The 16,633-nt window shown below is 69.6% G+C and carries 13 protein-coding genes; 3 read left to right on the top strand and 10 right to left on the bottom strand.

The window, feature by feature from the left end:
- Window positions 1-101 precede the first annotated feature (101 nt).
- Together BFF76_RS21545 and BFF76_RS21550 are read right to left on the bottom strand one after the other, a co-directional pair.
- Window positions 102-1,043 (bottom strand): carbohydrate ABC transporter permease, encoded by a 942-nt coding sequence (locus BFF76_RS21545; protein ID WP_031098867.1) that lies wholly within the window; start codon window positions 1,041-1,043, stop codon window positions 102-104.
- Window positions 1,044-1,046: 3 nt separating this feature from the next.
- The gene (locus BFF76_RS21550; RefSeq protein ID WP_065848869.1) at window positions 1,047-1,967 is read right to left on the bottom strand and encodes a carbohydrate ABC transporter permease; all 921 of its coding nucleotides are present in this window, start codon (window positions 1,965-1,967) and stop codon (window positions 1,047-1,049) included.
- Between the two features lie 552 nt (window positions 1,968-2,519).
- On the opposite strand from BFF76_RS21550, the gene BFF76_RS21555 reads away from it, so the two are divergent.
- Window positions 2,520-3,506, top strand: a complete 987-nt coding sequence (locus BFF76_RS21555) for a LacI family DNA-binding transcriptional regulator (RefSeq protein WP_042837141.1) — start codon at window positions 2,520-2,522, stop codon at window positions 3,504-3,506.
- A 92-nt stretch (window positions 3,507-3,598) separates the two neighbouring features.
- Window positions 3,599-4,222 (top strand): YdeI/OmpD-associated family protein, encoded by a 624-nt coding sequence (locus tag BFF76_RS21560; RefSeq protein ID WP_079122451.1) that lies wholly within the window; start codon window positions 3,599-3,601, stop codon window positions 4,220-4,222.
- Window positions 4,223-4,260: 38 nt separating this feature from the next.
- Here the strand turns inward: BFF76_RS21560 and BFF76_RS21565 are convergent, their stop codons facing one another.
- Both BFF76_RS21565 and BFF76_RS21570 read right to left on the bottom strand, forming a co-directional pair.
- Entirely contained in the window at window positions 4,261-5,136 is an 876-nt protein-coding gene (locus BFF76_RS21565) for a class I SAM-dependent methyltransferase (protein ID WP_065848870.1), read from the bottom strand.
- Between the two features lie 124 nt (window positions 5,137-5,260).
- A complete protein-coding gene (locus BFF76_RS21570; RefSeq protein WP_065848871.1) occupies window positions 5,261-5,860 on the bottom strand; it encodes a helix-turn-helix domain-containing protein in 600 nt (199 codons plus the stop codon).
- Between the two features lie 320 nt (window positions 5,861-6,180).
- On the opposite strand from BFF76_RS21570, the gene BFF76_RS21575 reads away from it, so the two are divergent.
- Window positions 6,181-9,189, top strand: a complete 3,009-nt coding sequence (locus tag BFF76_RS21575; RefSeq protein WP_065848872.1) for a carbohydrate binding domain-containing protein — start codon at window positions 6,181-6,183, stop codon at window positions 9,187-9,189.
- Window positions 9,190-9,267: 78 nt separating this feature from the next.
- On the opposite strand, the gene BFF76_RS21580 is transcribed toward BFF76_RS21575, so the two are convergent.
- From BFF76_RS21580 to BFF76_RS21605, 6 genes are all read right to left on the bottom strand, one after another.
- A complete protein-coding gene (locus tag BFF76_RS21580) occupies window positions 9,268-10,365 on the bottom strand; it encodes an aldose epimerase family protein (protein ID WP_065848873.1) in 1,098 nt (365 codons plus the stop codon).
- The gene (locus tag BFF76_RS21585; RefSeq protein ID WP_065848874.1) at window positions 10,365-11,402 is read right to left on the bottom strand and encodes a LacI family DNA-binding transcriptional regulator; all 1,038 of its coding nucleotides are present in this window, start codon (window positions 11,400-11,402) and stop codon (window positions 10,365-10,367) included. The genes BFF76_RS21580 and BFF76_RS21585 overlap by 1 nt, the downstream gene beginning before the upstream one ends.
- 60 nt (window positions 11,403-11,462) lie before the next feature.
- Window positions 11,463-12,506, bottom strand: coding sequence for an ABC transporter permease (locus tag BFF76_RS21590; RefSeq protein ID WP_065848875.1), 1,044 nt, complete (start codon window positions 12,504-12,506; stop codon window positions 11,463-11,465).
- A complete protein-coding gene (locus BFF76_RS21595) occupies window positions 12,503-13,501 on the bottom strand; it encodes an ABC transporter permease (protein WP_053930041.1) in 999 nt (332 codons plus the stop codon). Before BFF76_RS21595 ends, BFF76_RS21590 begins: the two co-directional genes overlap by 4 nt.
- Window positions 13,498-15,105 (bottom strand): sugar ABC transporter ATP-binding protein, encoded by a 1,608-nt coding sequence (locus BFF76_RS21600; RefSeq protein ID WP_065848876.1) that lies wholly within the window; start codon window positions 15,103-15,105, stop codon window positions 13,498-13,500. The genes BFF76_RS21595 and BFF76_RS21600 overlap by 4 nt, the downstream gene beginning before the upstream one ends.
- Before the next feature lie 101 nt (window positions 15,106-15,206).
- Window positions 15,207-16,292: an ABC transporter substrate-binding protein gene (locus BFF76_RS21605; protein WP_031098845.1), complete on the bottom strand. Its 1,086-nt coding sequence runs from the start codon at window positions 16,290-16,292 to the stop codon at window positions 15,207-15,209.
- Between the last annotated feature and the right edge of the window lie 341 nt (window positions 16,293-16,633).

Here is a 16,633-nt window from a genome sequence, read left to right on the forward strand (position 1 = left end):
GGGGTGGGACGCCGCACCGGCCGCGTGCCGGGGGAGATCCGTCCCGGAGCGGGGAGACCGGGTGGCCGACGGGGCCGGGGAGCGCGGAACCGGGGAGCAGGTCACCCCTTGACGCTGCCCGCCGCCAGGCCCGACTGCCAGTAGCGCTGGAGCAGCAGGAAGGCGATGATCAGCGGCACGATGGTCAGCAGTGAGCCCGTGATGACCAGGTTGAAGACCGGCTGGCCGCCGGCGGTGGACGCCTGCTCGTTCCAGGCGTTCAGTCCCAGGGTCAGCGGGTACCAGTCCGGGTTCTTGATCATGATCAGGGGCAGGAAGTAGTTGTTCCAGGTCTGCACCATGGTGAACAGCAGAACCGTCACGATGCCCGGGGTCAGCAGCGGGAGCGCGACGCGGAAGAAGGTCCGCAGCTCGCCGGAGCCGTCCATCCTGGCCGCTTCCAGGAGCTCGGTGGGGACGGCCTCGGCGGCGAACACCCACATGAGGTAGAGGCCGAACGGTGAGATCAGGGACGGGATGATGACGGCCCACGGGGTGTTCGTGAGACCCATCTTGCTGAACATGAGGAAGGTGGGGACCGCGAGCGCGGTCGCGGGCACGGCCACCGCCCCGATGACGGTGGCGAAGACGGCGCGCTTGCCCGTGAAGTCGAACTTGGCCAGGCCGTAGCCGCCGAGTACCGCGAGGAAGGTGGCTCCGCCGGCGCCCACGACCACGTACAGCAGGGTGTTGAGGAACCAGCGGACGAAGATGCCGTCGTCGTAGGTGAGCGTCTGCGAGATGTTGTCCCAGAGGGCGAAGTCACCGCTGAACCAGAGACCGAAGGAGCCGAGGAGGCTCTTCTGCGTCTTGGTGGCGTTGATGACGAGCCAGGCCAGCGGCATGAGCGCGTAGAGCGCGGTCAGGCCCATGAGGACCGTGAGCACCATGCTGCGCCGCGGCCGGTCGGCCGTGTGCCGTCTGCGCGTGGCGCGGCGGGGTACCGGGGCCCGGTGGGTGGTTCGCCGGGGCGTCTGCTCGGCGGTGAAGGAAGAGGCGGTCATCGCTCACGCCTCCTTTCGCATGCCGCGCAGCTGGACCGCGTAGGCGATGATCATCGTGACGACACCCATGACGAGGGAGACGGTGGCCGCGTAGTTCTGCTGCCGGCCGGAGAACGACAGCGTGAAGGTGTAGAGGTTGGGCGTGAAGTAGGTCGTGATCGCGTTGGGTGCCAGGCTCTGCAGAATGCTGGGCTCGTTGAACAGCTGGAAGCTGCCGATCACCGAGAAGATCGTCGCGATCACCAGCGCACCGCGGATCGCGGGGATCTTGACCGCGGTGATGATCCGCCACTGCCCCGCTCCGTCGATCTCGGCGGCCTCGTAGAGGGACTTGGGGACGACACGCAGCGCCGAGTAGAAGATCAGCATGTTGTAGCCGATGAACTCCCAGGTGACGATGTTGCCAATGCTGGCCAGCACCAGGGAGGGCGAGAGCGGGTCGGGCAGCGACACACCGAAGGCGTCGTTGATGTTCCCCACCAGCCCGAAGCGGGTGCCGTAGATGAAGCCCCACATCAGCGTGGCGACGACGGCGGGTACGGCGTACGGGAGGAAGACGGCGATCCTGAAGAAGCTCTTGCCGTAGAGCCTGCCGCTGTCGAGGGCGAGGGCCACGAGCAGGGCGAGGCCGAGCATGACGGGCACCTGGACCACGAGGAAGAGAAGCACCCGGCCGACGGCGGCCCAGAACTGTTCGTCCTCGAAAGCGCGTTGGAAGTTCTCCAGGCCGACGAACGATGTGCCGCCCACCAACTGGTCCCGGAAGAAGCTCAGATACAGCGAGTAGGCGATCGGGGCGAGGAAGACCAGGGCGAACACGGCCATGAACGGTCCTACGAAGACCCAGCCGACCCGCCCGCGCCGACTGCGGGTGCCTCTCGCCGGTGGGCGGCGTCCGGTCGTGATCGGCGTAACGGCCGTCATGGGTACTCCTGTTGATCCGGCGTTGAGCATGGCCCCGGCCGGATGGAGACACCGGACATCGTGGAGGCGCTGTGCTTGAGAAGACTGGATGTTTACGTAAACATCCATCGGTGGAATGATGTCTACACGCCCTCTCTCCTGCGGTCAAGACCGGAATTCCCTTTCACACGGACGACATTCGGACATCACCCCACCAAAGGGCCAACCCTCCGGAGAGCTTCCGTGAGGCCGGGGGTCGCGTCCCTTCGGCGTCCGCACGGCCGGGCTCGGACTTCAGCAGCGGGGGCAGCGGCAGACGTCAGCAGCGTCCGTCCGAAAGTGGTAGAAATGCCGGTGGCCCGGCCCGCATCGCCCGCGATTACCGACCGGATGCGAAGTGGCGACAGGGCTCGACCCTCACGGATCATGATCAGGGCCCACGCGATGGAAGACGGCCCCGCGGCCGGATGAGCGCCCCCCACACGGCGAAAGGCTCACGGAATCACGACGGAGGCAGACGAAGTGCAAGGACAGGAACAAGCCATGGACCGGCCTTCTCACAAGGAGGCGTCCATGGCCGACGTCGCACGCCTGGCCGGAGTCTCCTCACAGACGGTCTCCCGCGTCTCCAACGGGCATTCCGTGGTGTCCGAGGAGACCCGCGAACGTGTCCTCGCCGCCATGAGGAAGCTCAACTACCGGCCCAACAGCGCCGCGCGCGCCCTCAAGAGCGGAAAGTTCCGCACGCTGGGCGTCATCCTGTTCACTCTCGCCACGACGGGCAACGTCCGCACGCTGGAGGCCATTTCCGCCTCCGCGGCGGACGAGGGCTACGCCATCACCCTGCTGCCCGTCGCGACGCCGACCAGTACGGGCGTCAGGGGGGCCGTCACCGTGCTCGGCGAGCAGGTCGTGGACGGCATCATCGTGATCATGGAAGTCCGTCTGCTGGACGCCGCCATATCACTGCCGCCCCACACCCACGTGGTGGTGGCCGACTCCGACGCGGGCGACCGCTACAGCGTCGTGGACACCGACCAGTCCGGTGGCGCCAGGGCAGCCGTGCAGCACCTGCTCGACCTCGGACACCGCAGCGTCGTGCATGTCGCCGGTCCTGCGGAGTCCTTCGCCGCACAGCGGCGTGCCCATGCGTGGCGGCAGACCCTGAAGGAGGCGGGACGACCGGTTCCGCCTCCGGTGGGCGGCGACTGGTCGGCGGCATCGGGATACGCGGCGGGGCTCGCCCTGGCGGCCGACCCGTCCTGCACCGCGATCTTCGCGGCCAACGACCAGATGGCGCTGGGCGTCCTGCGGGCCCTGCACGAGCAGGGCAGGCGCGTGCCGGACGACGTCAGCGTGGTGGGCTTCGACGACATCGCCGACTCCGCGTCGTTCCTTCCGCCGCTGACCACGGTCCACCAGGACTTCGCCGAGATCGGACGGCTGTGCGTGGACGGTGTGCTGCGGCAGATCAGGAACGAGACGACGGAACGCGGGACCACCCTGGTCCCGACCCGCCTGGTCGTCCGGGCGAGCACGGCTCCGCCGCCTCCCGGGTGAACGGCGGGGGACGCTTCTCGGGCGGAACATATTCCCCAGCCGCTCCCCTCGGCTGCCGTGGACCGTCCTGTCGGACCCTCAGCCGGCAGACCATGTTCTCTCTCGCAGGTAAGGACGGGCACCGTGACGGCCGAGAAACGGCAGACCGGCAGGGGCGGAGCCGCTGCTCTTCGAGCGGGCCGACCTGCTGGAGGCCCTGGCTGAAAGACCACCACGGAAAGTCGTCCTCCCTCTGGCTGAGCATCGCGAAGAAGGACTCGGGCGTCGAGTCGGTCTCCGCGTCCGAGGTCATCGACTCCGCGCTCTGCTACGGGTGGATCGACGGGCAGCGCAAGTCACTGGACGCGACGTACCACCTCCAGCGGATCTCGCCCCGCCGGCCGGGAAGCCCGTGGTCCCTCGTCAACGTACGGAAGGTGGAGGCGCTGACAGCGGCCGGCCGGATGCGGGAGCCCGGACTCGCAGAGGTGCGGGCCGCGAAGGGGGACGGCCGGTGGGAGACGGCCTGTCCCTCGCAGAAGGAGGCCACCGTCCCCGCCGACCTCGCTGCCGCGCCTGCCGCCGGCCCCCGGGCGGCGGAACTCTTCGAGCGGCTCGGCAGGACGGACCCGTACCTCATGATCCTTCAGCACCTCAAGGCGCGGACACCCGGGCTCAGAGCTGCCCGCCTGGAACGCCTGGTCACGACGCTGGGAGCGGACGAGCAGGCCCCCTGACCGCTGCCGCCCGCTCTTCGCGGGTGGCCCCCGCCGGTTCAGTCCTTGCGGCGCGCGGCCCAGACGGTGCGTTCGGTGCGCACCACGAGGTCGGTGCGGCGCAGGATGCTGTGGGGGCCGTCGACGTCGAGGAGCCGGTCGAGGGCGGCGAGGTCCTCGGGCGCGAGTGATCCGGCGGCGGCGCCGCGGATGCGCTGGAGGGTGCCCAGGGCGTAGCGGCCGAGCGCCTCGGCCGGGGAATCCTGGATGTTCACCCTGACGGTGCGTTCCCCTTCGAGCGCGAAGCCGGCGGCGGTCAGCATCGGCCCCCAGTCGGCTCCGCGGTGGGGTACGTGTTCGGCGTGGAGCCGGTCCGTCGCGGCGTGGCAGCGGTCTTCCAGGCCGGGCCGCTCCTCGGGGGCGTTCTCGGGCAGGAAGCGGGGGAAGCCGGCCAGCTCGACGACGGCGAACAGCCCACCGGTCCCGAGGGTGTCGTGGACGTGGCGCAGCGCGCTGTCGGGGTCGGCCATGTGGTGCATCGAGGCGGAGGCCCAGACGAGATCCGGTGTGCCGAGGCCGGGCCAGTCCGCGGAGTCGAGGTCGGCCTGCACGGTGCGCACGCGGTCCTCCACTCCTCCGGCAAGCGCCTTCTCCCGCAGGCGCTGCAGGTGCTCGGCCGAGGAGTCGACCGCGGTGACGCGCGCTCCCGGGAAGCGTGCCAGGAGGGCGAAGGTACCGGCGCCCGTCCCGCAGCCCAGGTCCACGATCTCGTGCGGGGCTTCTTCGACGGGCAGCCATGCCGTGATGGCGGCGGTGTGTCCGGCGAGGACTTCCGCGTCCAGGTCGAGGATCTCGGCCTGACCGCCGGAGCCGGCGGCGTGCTGAGGGCCGTGGTGCGAGCCATGGCGGGGGCTGTGCGGGTGGGTGTGTGTCATGTCTTCACGCTAGGTCGCGATTGCGCGAGTGGCACGATCTCTTGCCTCGTCCGCAAGGATTTGACCACCGGCGGTGCCGAACACGCAAACCGGCTTCAGCTGGAGGTCATCCGCGGGAGCCGTCTCACTCGGAGGAGCCTCCCGCGTCCTTGTCCCTGCGTCCGCTGCCGCGCTGGTGACCACGGCGGGCGTCACGGTCGAAGATGCCGAGGATCTCGCAGGGGCCGCCCTCGGCTCCGATGGCGTGCGGCAGCATGGTGGGGAACTCCGCGGCCTGGTTGGTCTCGATGCGGAAGCGGCGGTGGCCCAGCACGAGGATCGCGGTGCCGGACAGGACGACCAGCCATTCGTGGCCTGGGTGCGCGCGCATGCGCGCGGGATTGTCCGGCGGCGGCTCGGTCATCCTCTGGCGCACGACGGTCATGCCGGGGTCCGACTTCACCAGCCAGCGCATGAGGCCGTGCGCACCGTCGATCACCGGGCTGGTGACGATGTCGTCGGGGGCTGTCTCCACGAGCTGGTCCAGCGAAGTGTCCAGGGCGCGGGCGAGGATGACCAGCTGGTCCAGAGCGAGTCGGCGCTGGCCGTTCTCGATGCGCGAGAGGGTGGACTGACTGACGTTGGCGCGGGTGGCCAGGTCCTCCAGGGACCAGCCCTGCGCCACCCGCAAGGCGCGGATCCGCTTGCGTACCAGGCTGTCCAGCTCGGCGGCGTTTTGCGTCATAGGCAACATCGTATGCCTCTGGTGCACAGCGGGCGACGTTCCCCGACGCGGTCAGGAGCAGCTGGGACCCGGCCCCCTACGCCTGCCGCGTGGGCGAGGCTGCGCACACCCCTTTACGGACCTGTCATGCACCGGTAACTTCCCCGATGCAAGACATTGCAGAAAGGTTCTGACGGGAATTGCTGTCAGTGCGCACTGCTCGCCCGAACCCCGAGGCGCGTCCGGGTTCTCCGGCGGGATCCTGGCAGCCGCTCGCGGAGCGGCTGTGCTCTCGGCAGCCGCGGCCCACCCGCCCGCGGCCCTCCCCTGGAGACACACGAATGAGACGCACCCCTGTCCGGCTGCTCGGGCGCCCCGCCGCGGCGGCCCTCGCGGCTACGGTGATGCTGGGGCTCCTGACCCCGGCACCCGGGTCTTCCGGCCCGGGGCCGGCCGTGCCCGTGGCAGCCTCGGAATCCACCGCCACCGTCTTCTACTACACGAAGACCAGGAACTGGTCCGAATACAAGCTGCATTACGCGCCCGACGGCGGATCCTGGACCGCCGTGCCCGGGGTGGCCATGGAAGCCGCGTGCACCGACTGGGTGAAGCGGACCGTCTCGCTGGGCAGCGCGTCCGGCCTGGCCGCGACGTTCAACAACGGCTCCGGTGTCTGGGACAACAACGCCGGGAAGAACTACGCCCTGGGCACCGGCGCCATCACCGTCAAGGACGGAGTGGTGGCCCACAGCGACCCCTGCGCGGAGACCGGCACTGAGCCCGGGGAAGCCCGTACGGCCACGGTCTACTACTCGACCGCCACCGTCGGCTGGACGACCACCAATCTGCACTACCAGCCTGCGGGAGGCGCCTGGACCACTGTGCCGGGCGTGGGCATGGAGCCCGCCTGCACCGGCTGGGTAAGGAGGACGGTGGCCCTCGGGACGGCCACGTCGATGCGGGCCACCTTCAACAACGGCAACGGTGTGTGGGACAACAACAACGGCGCCGACTACACCGTCCCCGCCGGTCTCACCACGGTGAAGGACAAGAAGGTCACCGCCGGCGCCGCGGACCCCTGTGCCGCCGGGACGCCGGACACCCAGGCCCCCACCGCCCCGTCGAAGGTGGAGGCGAACGCCGACGGGGTGTCCGTCGTGCTGACCTGGGACCCGTCCACGGACGACCGCGGCGTGACGAAGTACCAGGTGACCCGGACGGGCGGCACCAGGGGCACGCTGGTCAGCGACGTCGGCTCCACGGTGTTCTCGGACACCGGCCTGGAGGCGAGGACGACGTACGGCTACACCGTGCGGGCGGTCGACGCCGCGGGGAACGTCTCGGCGGCCTCCGCCGCTGCCACCGCGACCACCGGGGAGAAGCCGACGGCCCCGGCCTCCGGTAAGCCGCTCGGCACCGACCCCCGCAAGGATCCGGTCTACTTCGTGCTCACCGCCCGCTTCAACGACGGTGACACCGCGAACAACCGGGGTGGCAGCCAGCACACGAAGTCGGGCAACGCGGCCAACGACGACCCGATGTTCCGGGGCGACTTCAAGGGCCTGGTCGACAAGCTCGACTACATCAAGGGCCTCGGCATGTCGGCCGTGTGGATCACCCCCGTCGTCCTGAACCGGTCCGACTACGACTACCACGGTTACCACGGCTACGACTTCTACGAGGTCGACTCCAGGCTGGAGTCCGCCGGCGCCTCCTACCAGGACCTCATCGACGCGGCCCACGCCAAGGGCATGAAGATCTACCAGGACGTCGTCTACAACCACTCCTCCCGCTGGGGCGCCAAGGGCCTGTTCACCCCGACGGTGTACGGGGTCCGCGACACCCAGTGGAGCTGGTACTACGACGAGAGGAACGACGGCTTCGAGTACGACGGTCTGACGGTCGAGACGAAGTCGGGGAAGTCGTACTACAACGGCGATCTGTGGTCCACGGCCGAGCCCTCGGGCAACACCTGCGTCAACTGGGGCACCCCCACGCAGCACACCTCGCCGGAGGGCTACAGGATCTACAACTGCCAGTGGCCCAGCCCCACTTCGGGAATGTTCCCCAAGGCGTACTACCACAACTGCTGGATCGGCAACTGGGAGGGCGAGGACTCCCGTTCCTGCTGGCTGCACGACGATCTCGCCGACTTCGACACCGAGAGCGCGCCCGTGCAGAACTACCTGATCGGCGCCTACCACAAGTACATCGACATGGGCGTCGACGGCTTCCGCGTCGACACCGCCGTGCACATCCCCCGCACCACCTGGAACCGCCGTTTCCTGCCCGCCATCCAGGAGCGCGTCACCCAGCGGTTCGGTGCCGAGGCCGCGAAGAACTTCTTCGTCTTCGGTGAGGTCGCCGCCTTCGTCAACGACAAGTGGAACCGTGGCTCGGTCAACCACTCCGCGCAGTTCTACACGTGGAAGGAGCGCAAGGAGTACAGCGCGGACGACGAGAAGGCCGCCCTGGAGATGTACGACTACGAACAGCAGCAGGGCACCGGCTCCCAGCCCACCTCCACCAACGCCTTCCTGGAAGGCAACTCCTACCACGCCCCGGATCACAGCCGGTCCTCCGGGATGAACGTCATCGACATGCGCATGCACATGAACTTCGGTGACGCGAACAACGCCTACAACAACGGCAAGGACTCCGACGACAGTTACAACGACGCCACCTACAACGTCGTCTACGTCGACAGCCACGACTACGGCCCCAACAAGAGCAGCGAGCGTTACGCGGGAGGTACGGACGCCTGGGCCGAGAACATGTCACTGATGTGGACCTTCCGGGGAATCCCCACGCTGTACTACGGCTCCGAGATCGAGTTCCGGGCCGGCAAGAAGATCGACTGCGGCCCCACCTGCCCGCTGGAGACGACCGGCCGGGCGTACTACGGCGGCCATCTCGCCGGGGACGTCAAGGCGTCGGACTTCGGCACCGTCGACTCGGCGACCGGCGCGGTCGCCGACACCCTGGCGAAGCCGCTGGTCAAGCACGTGCAGCGGCTCAACCAGATACGCCGTGCGGTGCCCGCCCTGCAGATGGGGCAGTACTCGACGGAGGGCATCACCGGCTCGATGGCGTACAAGCGCCGCTACACCGACGCGGCGAGCGGCACGGACAGCTTCGCGCTGGTGACGGTCTCGGGCGGCGCCACGTACTCGGGCATCCTCAACGGCACCTACAAGGACGTCGTCACCGGTGACACCAAGGTGGTGACGGGCGGCACGCTGGCCGTCCCGGCACCGGGCAAGGGCAATCTGCGGGTGTACGTCCTCGACCTCGGCGGCAGGAACGCGGCCCCGGGGAAGATCGGGACGGCGGGTGCCTATCTGAAGTGACCCGTGCTGTGACGGGCGCGCGCCGCTCGTCCGTCACACCGGCCGTCTCCCACCGCGCGCCGTCGCGCAGGGTGCGTGTTACAGCGGGCCGCCGCTCCGGGCGGCGATCGGCTGGTTCCCGAGGTGCGGGAAACGCAGCTCGGTGCGGCTGCGCGCGGTGTCGCCGGGGCGCAGTACGGTGCTGGGCAGGTCGGGCCGGTTGGGCGAGTCGGGCAGGTGCTGGGTCTCCAGGCAGACCGCGCCGTGCCGCTCGTGGCGGCGGCCGGTGCCGTCGGTGAAGGAGCCGTCGAGCTGGTTGGCGGTGTAGACCTGGATACCGGGCTCCGTCGTCCACACCTCCAGTATCCGGGCGGCGTCCGGGGCGGTGAGACGTGCGGCGCGGCGCAGGCCGCCGCTGGGGTCCCGCAGGACCCAGCAGTGGTCGAACCCGCCCGCGGCACGCAGTTGTCCGTCCTCGGTGCCGAGGCGTTCCCCGAGGACCTGGGGCGCGGTCAGGTCGAAGGGGGTTCCGCTGACGTCGGCCGGCGGTCCCAGGGGGATGCCGTCGTCGTCCACCGGCAGAAAGGAGTCGGCGTCGACCTCCAGGCGGTGGCCGAGGACGTCGTCGTGACCGGCGAGGTCGAAGTAGGCGTGGTTGGTGAGGTTGACGACCGTGGGGCGGTCGGTGACCGAGGTGTAGTCGACGGCCAGGGTGCCCGAGGTGTCGAGGGTGTAGGTGACGGTGGCGTCCAGTGCTCCGGGGAAGCCCATGTCTCCGTCGGGGCTGTGCAGGGTGAGCCGTACGGACACGCTGTCACCGGTCTGCTCCGGGGCCGCTTCCCAGACCCTGGTGTGGAAGCCGTCCGGCCCTCCGTGCAGGGCGTGGCCCCGGTCGTTGGCGGGGATGTGGTGCTCGGTCCCGTCCAGGACGAAGCGTCCGTGGGCGATGCGGTTGGCGTACCGGCCGACGACGGCGCCGAAGTAGGGGTGCTTGGCCGTGTAGTCGTCGAGGGTCGTGAGCGACCGGACGACGGAGGCCGCGGCGCCGGTGGTGTCCGGCACGGTGAGGCGGTGCAGGGACGCGCCGTAGGTCAGGATCTCGGCGCTGACCCCCGTACCGCTGTCGAGGGTCCACAGGTCGGTCCTGGTTCCCTGGGCGGAACCGAAGGGGGTGCGGTGCACGGTGGGGCGCGGCATCAGAGGTCCTCGGTGTGGCCGGATCCGGGCCCGGGCGTGGTGGATTCGCGTACGACGAGGCGGTAGCCGGGGCGTGGCCTGCGCGGTTCCGCGACGGGTTCGCCCGCGAGCTGTGCGACGAGGCTGTCGACGGCGAGGCGTGCGATGGCTTCCTTGTCGGGGGCGATGGTGGTGAGCGTGGTGGTGGTGTAGCGGCTCTCCTCGATGTCGTCGAAGCCGACGACCGCGATGTCGTCCGGGATTCGCAGGCCCCGTTCGGTGACGGTACGCATCGCGCCGATGGCGATGAGGTCGTTGTACGCGAACACGGCGTCGGGCCGGTCCTCCCGGTCCAGGAGCCGCGCCATGCCGGCGGCGCCGTCCTCTCTGCCGTAGCCGTCGGTGACCACCACGAGGGATTCGTCGGGTGTGATGCCGGCGGCCGCGAGTTCCTCGCGCCAGCCCCTCAGGCGCAGGTGCGCGGGCTGGCGTTCCTGGCCGGTGCGCGATCCGAGGAAGGCGATCCGCCGGTTGCCCTGGGCGACGAGGTGGCGCACGGCCGCGCGTGCCGCAGCCACGTTGTCGATGGCGATGTGGTCGTAGGGGGCCTCGTACTCCCGCTCGCCCAGCAGGACCAGCGGCGCGGTCTCGGTGCGCGCCATGAGGTCCTCGGTCTCCAGGTGGATGGGGCTGAGGATGAGGCCGTCGATCACATGGGACCGGAATCCCTGGCTCACCAGGAGCTCTTTCTCCCTGAGCCCTGCGGTGTGGTCGACCAGGACGGTGTAGTCGTGCCGGGCGGCCGCGTCGATGACCGCTCCGGCGAGTTCGGCGAAGTACGGGTTGCCGAACTCGGGGACGGCGAGGGCAATGATGCCGGTGCGGCCCTTGCGCAGGTGGCGGGCGGTGAGGTTCGGCCGGTAGCCGAGCTCGTCGATCGCGTGCTGCACCTTGGCGCGCATGGCGGGTGTGACGTGCTGGTAGTTGTTCACCACGTTCGACACGGTCTTGATGGACACGCCCGCCCGTTGCGCAACGTCCTTGAGGCTGACGCCCACGGCACTCCTTGGTTCGGCTCGGCTTGGTTCGGGGCCCGGCCGTGACCGGCCGGCTCGTCGTCAGGTGCTTCTGCGACTGCGCGCGAGATAGCGCTGGGCCACCACGACAACGATAAGGAACCCGCCGCTCACCACCGACTGGTAGGAGGAGTTGAGCGAGCCGATCTGGTTGATCAGGTTCTGGATGACGGCCAGCAGCAGAACGCCCCAGAGGGTTCCGCTGATGGATCCGGCGCCTCCGACGAGGAGCGTGCCGCCGATGACGACGGCGGAGATCGCGTCGAGTTCCATGCCCACACCGACGATGGTGACGCCGGAGGACAGCCTGGCGGCGTTGAGGGCGCCGGCGAGGCCGGCGAGCAGGCCGCTGAGCGTGTAGACGAGGATCTTCGTGCGGGCGACTGGGAGGCCCATCAGGGTGGCCGCGTCGCTGCTGCCGCCCACCGCGAAGAGTGTCTGTCCGAACGAGGTGCGCTGCAGGACGAGTCCGCCGGCACCGAACAGCACCAGGGCGATGATGATCGGGTGGCCGAAGCCCCAGACGCTGCCCTGGCCGAGTTCGCCGAAGGCGGAGTCCTCGGGCACCAGGTAGGTGGTCGCGCCCTCGTCGGTGAGGGCGAGCAGGAGGCCGCGGGCGCCGAGCAGGGTGGCGAGGGTGACGATGAAGGGCGCCATGTTCCCCCGGGCGATCAGGAGCCCGTTGAGCAGGCCGATCCCGCCGCACACCACGAGGGGGAGCAGCAGTGCGGCGAGGAATCCGTACTGCGAGGCCCAGGCGGCGAGGACTCCACCGAGGGCGAAGACCGATCCGACGGACAGGTCGATGCCGCCGGTGATGATGACCATCGTCATGCCGAGTGCGACCACGGCGAGGAAGGACGCCTGGATGGTCACCCCGCGGGCGTTGTCGAGGGAGGCGAACGTCGGGTAGATGAACGAGGCGGCGATCACGACGGTCAGCAGGACCGCGAGGACGCCCTGGCGTTGCAGGAGTTCGGCGGCGCGCTGCCGGCCGGTCTGCTCGGCGCCGGCGGCGGGGCGTGCCGCGGGCGCTTTCGTCGGCACCGGGGCCGGGGCGGCGGTGGCGGGCTTGGTTTCGTTCATCGGGACCGACGCTCCCGGGCGACGTAGACGGCGGCGATGATGATGGCCGCCTGGGCGATCTGTGCGGTGGAGTCGGGCAGGTCGTGCTTGACCAGCGTGGCGCGCAGGAGCTGCATGAGCAGGGCGCCCGCGACGGTGCCGAGCACCCGGACGGAGCCCCCGTTGAGGGGGGTGCCGCCGACGACGACCGCCGTGATGGCGGAGAGTTCCATGAGGGTGCCGAGCGAGGACGGGTCGCTCGCGGTGAGCCTGGCCGTGGCGAGGATGCCGGCGAGGGCCGCGAGCACCCCGCAGATCACGTAGACGCCGATGAGGACCCGCTTGACGGGCAGCCCGGCGAGTGCGGCGGCGGAGCGGTTGCCGCCGACGGCGACGACCTGCCGGCCGAAGGTGGTGCGCTGCACCAGGAAGGCCACGACGGCGGCGAGGATTCCCGCGATCCAGACGACGAGCGGGATGCCGAGGAAGGAGCCGGTGCCCAGCGACAGCAGGTCGGGGTTGACGATCTGCTTGAGCTGGCCGTCGGCCATGACCAGGGCGAGTCCGCGGCCTCCGACGAAGAGGGCGAGCGTGGCCACGATGGGCTGCAGTCCGACGAGGGAGACGAGTGCGCCGTTGACGGCACCGACGACGGCACCGGCGAGGAGCGCGACGACGAGCGCGGGCAGGAGCCCGTATCCGAGGTAGAGCGGGAGGAAGGCGGCGGCGAGCGCCATGGTCGAGCCGACGGACAGGTCGACGCCCTCGGTGCCGATGACCAGGGCCATACCCAGCGCGACGATGACGATGGGGGCGACCTGGACGAGCTGGGTGCGGAAGTTGTCCGCGGTCATGAAGTGTTCGGTGAACAGCGCGTTGAAGAGCAGCACCACCGCAACGGCCATGTACACGCCGTACCGCTGGTACCAGGCGGGATCGCGGAGCCGGGCCAGTGGGCTCACGGACGTGCGGGGTTCGTCGCTCTTCGCGGGCGGTGCGACGGCGGTCGGGTTCATCGGGGGTCCTCCTGGGCGGCCGGGGCCGTGTCCGCCGGCTCTGGTGCGTGGTCGGCGAGCACTTCGAGCAGCTGGTCCTCGGCCACGTCGTCGCCCGACAGCTCACCGGCGACCGCTCCGCCGCGCAGGACGACGATCCGGTCGGCGCCCTCGATGAGTTCCTCGATGTCGGAGGAGATGAGCAGGACGGCGAGGCCCTCGCGGGCGAGGTCGTCGATGAGGCTCTGGACCTCGGCCTTGGCCCCGACGTCGATGCCCCGGGTGGGTTCGTCGAGCAGGAGGACCTTGGGCTCGAGGCAGAGCCAGCGGGCGAGCAGGACCTTCTGCTGGTTGCCGCCGGAGAGCTCCCCCACCTTCTGCTCGGGGCTCGACGCCTTGATCCGCAGGCGCTTCATGAAGATGTCGACGATGCGGTCCTGCTTGGCGCGCGAGACGACGCCGGCCCGGGAGAGGCGGGGCATGGCGGCGAGCACGATGTTCTCGCGGACGGAGAGACCGGGCACGATGCCCTCGGCCTTGCGGTCCTCGGGCAGCAAACTGATGCCGGCCCGGATGGCGGCGGCCGGGGTGAGACGCTTCAGGGTGGTGCCGTCGACGGTGAGTTCGCCCGCGTCCAGGCGCAGCGCGCCGGACAGTGCCTTGGCCGTCTCGCTGCGGCCGGAGCCGAGGAGACCTCCGAGGCCGAGCACCTCTCCCGCGTACAGCGACACGGATATGTCGTGCAGCTGGAGGCGGCTGGAGAGACCGGTCGCGGTGAGTACGGGTGTGCGGGCGGCCTCGTGTCCCTCCGCGGTGAAGCTGGTGACGCCGGAGCGGCGGACCTCGGAGAGGTCGCGGCCGAGCATCATCGACACGAGCTGCATCCGGTCGAGGCCGGCGAGTTCACCGGTGTGGATGTGGCGTCCGTCGCGCAGGACGGTGACCCGGTCACAGATCCGGTAGAGCTCGTCCATGCGGTGGCTGACGTAGAGGACGGCGATGCCCTTGTCCCGCAGGTTGCCGATGACCCGGAAGAGCGTCTCCACCTCGCGCGGTTCGAGCGAGGAGGTGGGCTCGTCCATGATGACGACCTGGGCGTTGACGGACACCGCCCGTGCGAGGGCGACCATCTGCTGGGTGCCGACCCCGAGGGTGTGCAGGGGACGCCGGGGGTCGACGCGTACGCCGAATCCGTCGAGCAGTTCGCCGGTCTCCCGGTGCATTCGGGCGAAGTCGATGAGCCCGAAGCGGTTCCTCGGCTCCCTGCCCAGGAAGATGTTCCGCGCCACGCTCATCAGCGGGACGAGGTTGACTTCCTGGTAGATCGTGGAGATCCCGGCCTGCTGGGCCTCGAACGGCCGGGCGAACCTGACCGGTTCGCCCGTCATCCGCAGTTCGCCCCCGTCCGGCCGGTACACGCCGGTCAGCACCTTGATGAGGGTGGACTTGCCCGCCCCGTTCTCCCCGACCAGCGCGTGGGTCTCCCCCGCGCGCAGGGAGAAGGTGACGTCGTCGAGGGCGACGACGCCGGGGAACCTCTTGCTCACCGAGCGGGCTTCGAGCACGGCGGAGGCCGTGTACCCGGCCGCCTCCGGTGCCTCAGGTACTGCTTCGGGTGGTGCCATGGGTGTTCTTGGCCTTCCGCTGTCCAAGGTCGAGGGCCCGGGGGCCGCCGTGGCGCGGTGCGAGCGCCACGGCGGCCGGGGCCACTGGGTTCAGGACCGGATCAGTACGCCCCGCCGAGCGACTGCTCGGCGTTGGTCTCGTCGTAGGCGCGGTCGGTGATGATGACGTTCTCGGGGATCTCCTCGCCGGCGTAGAACTTCTGCGCGGTCGCGAAGGCGAGCGGTCCGAAGCGCGGGTTGGACTCGATGACGGCGTTGTACTCGCCGTTGACCAGGGCCTGCACGGCGTTGCGGGTTCCGTCGACCGAGACGATCTTGACGTCCTTGCCGGGCTTCTTGCCGGCTGCCTTCAGCGCAGTGACGGCGCCGAGGCCCATCTCGTCGTTCTCCGCGTAGACGGCGGTGATGTCGGGCTTGGACTGGATGAGCTGCTCCATGACCTGCTGGCCCTTGTCGCGGGCGAACTCGCCGGTCTGCTGGGCGACGATCTCGATGCCGGGCGCCTCGGCCTTGATCTGGTCGACGAAGCCCTTGGTCCGGTCGGTGGTCACGTTGTTGCCGGAGGCGCCGAGGAGGATCGCCACCTTCCCCTTGCCGTCGGTCGCCTTGATCATGGCGTCGGCCGCCCGCTTGCCCTGCTCGACGAAGTCGGAGCCGAGGAAGGCCACGTAGTCCTTGCACGCGGTGGAGTTGACCTTGCGGTCGACGGTGAGGACGGGCACCTTCTTCGCCGCCGCGGCCTTGAGCGCCGGCTCCAGACCGTCGGAGTTCAGCGGCGCGATGATGAGGAACTGGGCACCCTGGGAGAGCATGTCCTGGATGTCGCTGATCTGCTTGGACAGCTGCGACTGCGCGTTGGTGGTGAGCAGCTTCTTGACGCCGATCTTCGCGGCCTCGTCCTTGATCGACTGGGTCTCGGCGATACGGAACGGGTTGGCCTCCTTCTCCGACTGGGAGAAGCCGACCACCGCGTCCTTGAGGTCGATCTTTGGTGCGCCGTAGGTCTGCAGCGAACAGCCGGGGCCCGAGGCGGCCTCGGGGGACTTGGCCTCCTGTGCTCCCTGGCTGCTGTCACCGCCCGCGTTGTCCGAGGTCTCCGACTTCGAGCAGCCGGACACGGCCAGCGTGGCGGTTGCGGCGAGCAGGCAGGCCGCGGCGAGGGTACGGGATCGACGCTGGGTCATCATGCGCGGGACGCTCCTTGGCGAGGTGACGGCACGCCGTGCGGCGTGCCGTCGGGCATGGCGGGACGGCGCGTCAGCCGCTCGGCGGCAGATGACGCTGTACCCCTCGCGACCCGGCTCCTAGCTGCGGAAACTGCGGTCACGAGGGTTTGTGAGGCCTCTCGGCGGCTCGGTTTACAACGTTATATAGGCGTGGCGCCGCAGGCGGCAAGAGAGTTGTCGATGCGTTTCCAAAATGTGTCGCCCCCGGGTGCGGACTTCCACGGGCCCGCCACCGGGGAGCCGGCGCACCGGCTGCTGCGCCACCCCTGGACACCGACTTGACCGCGTGCTGTCATACCGCC

Origin of the sequence: Streptomyces mutomycini (genome assembly GCF_001700505.1) — a bacterium.
Classification (GTDB): domain Bacteria; phylum Actinomycetota; class Actinomycetes; order Streptomycetales; family Streptomycetaceae; genus Streptomyces; species Streptomyces mutomycini.

What these genes read in the sequence shown, in the direction of transcription:
- BFF76_RS21545 (WP_031098867.1), bottom strand. Translation starts at nt 1,043, where the DNA reads ATGACCGCCTCTTCCTTCACCGCCGAGCAGACGCCCCGGCGAACCACC.
- BFF76_RS21550 (WP_065848869.1), bottom strand. Translation starts at nt 1,967, where the DNA reads ATGACGGCCGTTACGCCGATCACGACCGGACGCCGCCCACCGGCGAGA.
- BFF76_RS21555 (WP_042837141.1), top strand. Translation starts at nt 2,520, where the DNA reads ATGGCCGACGTCGCACGCCTGGCCGGAGTCTCCTCACAGACGGTCTCC.
- BFF76_RS21560 (WP_079122451.1), top strand. Translation starts at nt 3,599, where the DNA reads ATGTTCTCTCTCGCAGGTAAGGACGGGCACCGTGACGGCCGAGAAACG.
- BFF76_RS21565 (WP_065848870.1), bottom strand. Translation starts at nt 5,136, where the DNA reads ATGACACACACCCACCCGCACAGCCCCCGCCATGGCTCGCACCACGGC.
- BFF76_RS21570 (WP_065848871.1), bottom strand. Translation starts at nt 5,860, where the DNA reads ATGACGCAAAACGCCGCCGAGCTGGACAGCCTGGTACGCAAGCGGATC.
- BFF76_RS21575 (WP_065848872.1), top strand. Translation starts at nt 6,181, where the DNA reads ATGAGACGCACCCCTGTCCGGCTGCTCGGGCGCCCCGCCGCGGCGGCC.
- BFF76_RS21580 (WP_065848873.1), bottom strand. Translation starts at nt 10,365, where the DNA reads ATGCCGCGCCCCACCGTGCACCGCACCCCCTTCGGTTCCGCCCAGGGA.
- BFF76_RS21590 (WP_065848875.1), bottom strand. Translation starts at nt 12,506, where the DNA reads ATGAACGAAACCAAGCCCGCCACCGCCGCCCCGGCCCCGGTGCCGACG.
- BFF76_RS21595 (WP_053930041.1), bottom strand. Translation starts at nt 13,501, where the DNA reads ATGAACCCGACCGCCGTCGCACCGCCCGCGAAGAGCGACGAACCCCGC.
- BFF76_RS21600 (WP_065848876.1), bottom strand. Translation starts at nt 15,105, where the DNA reads ATGGCACCACCCGAAGCAGTACCTGAGGCACCGGAGGCGGCCGGGTAC.
- BFF76_RS21605 (WP_031098845.1), bottom strand. Translation starts at nt 16,292, where the DNA reads ATGATGACCCAGCGTCGATCCCGTACCCTCGCCGCGGCCTGCCTGCTC.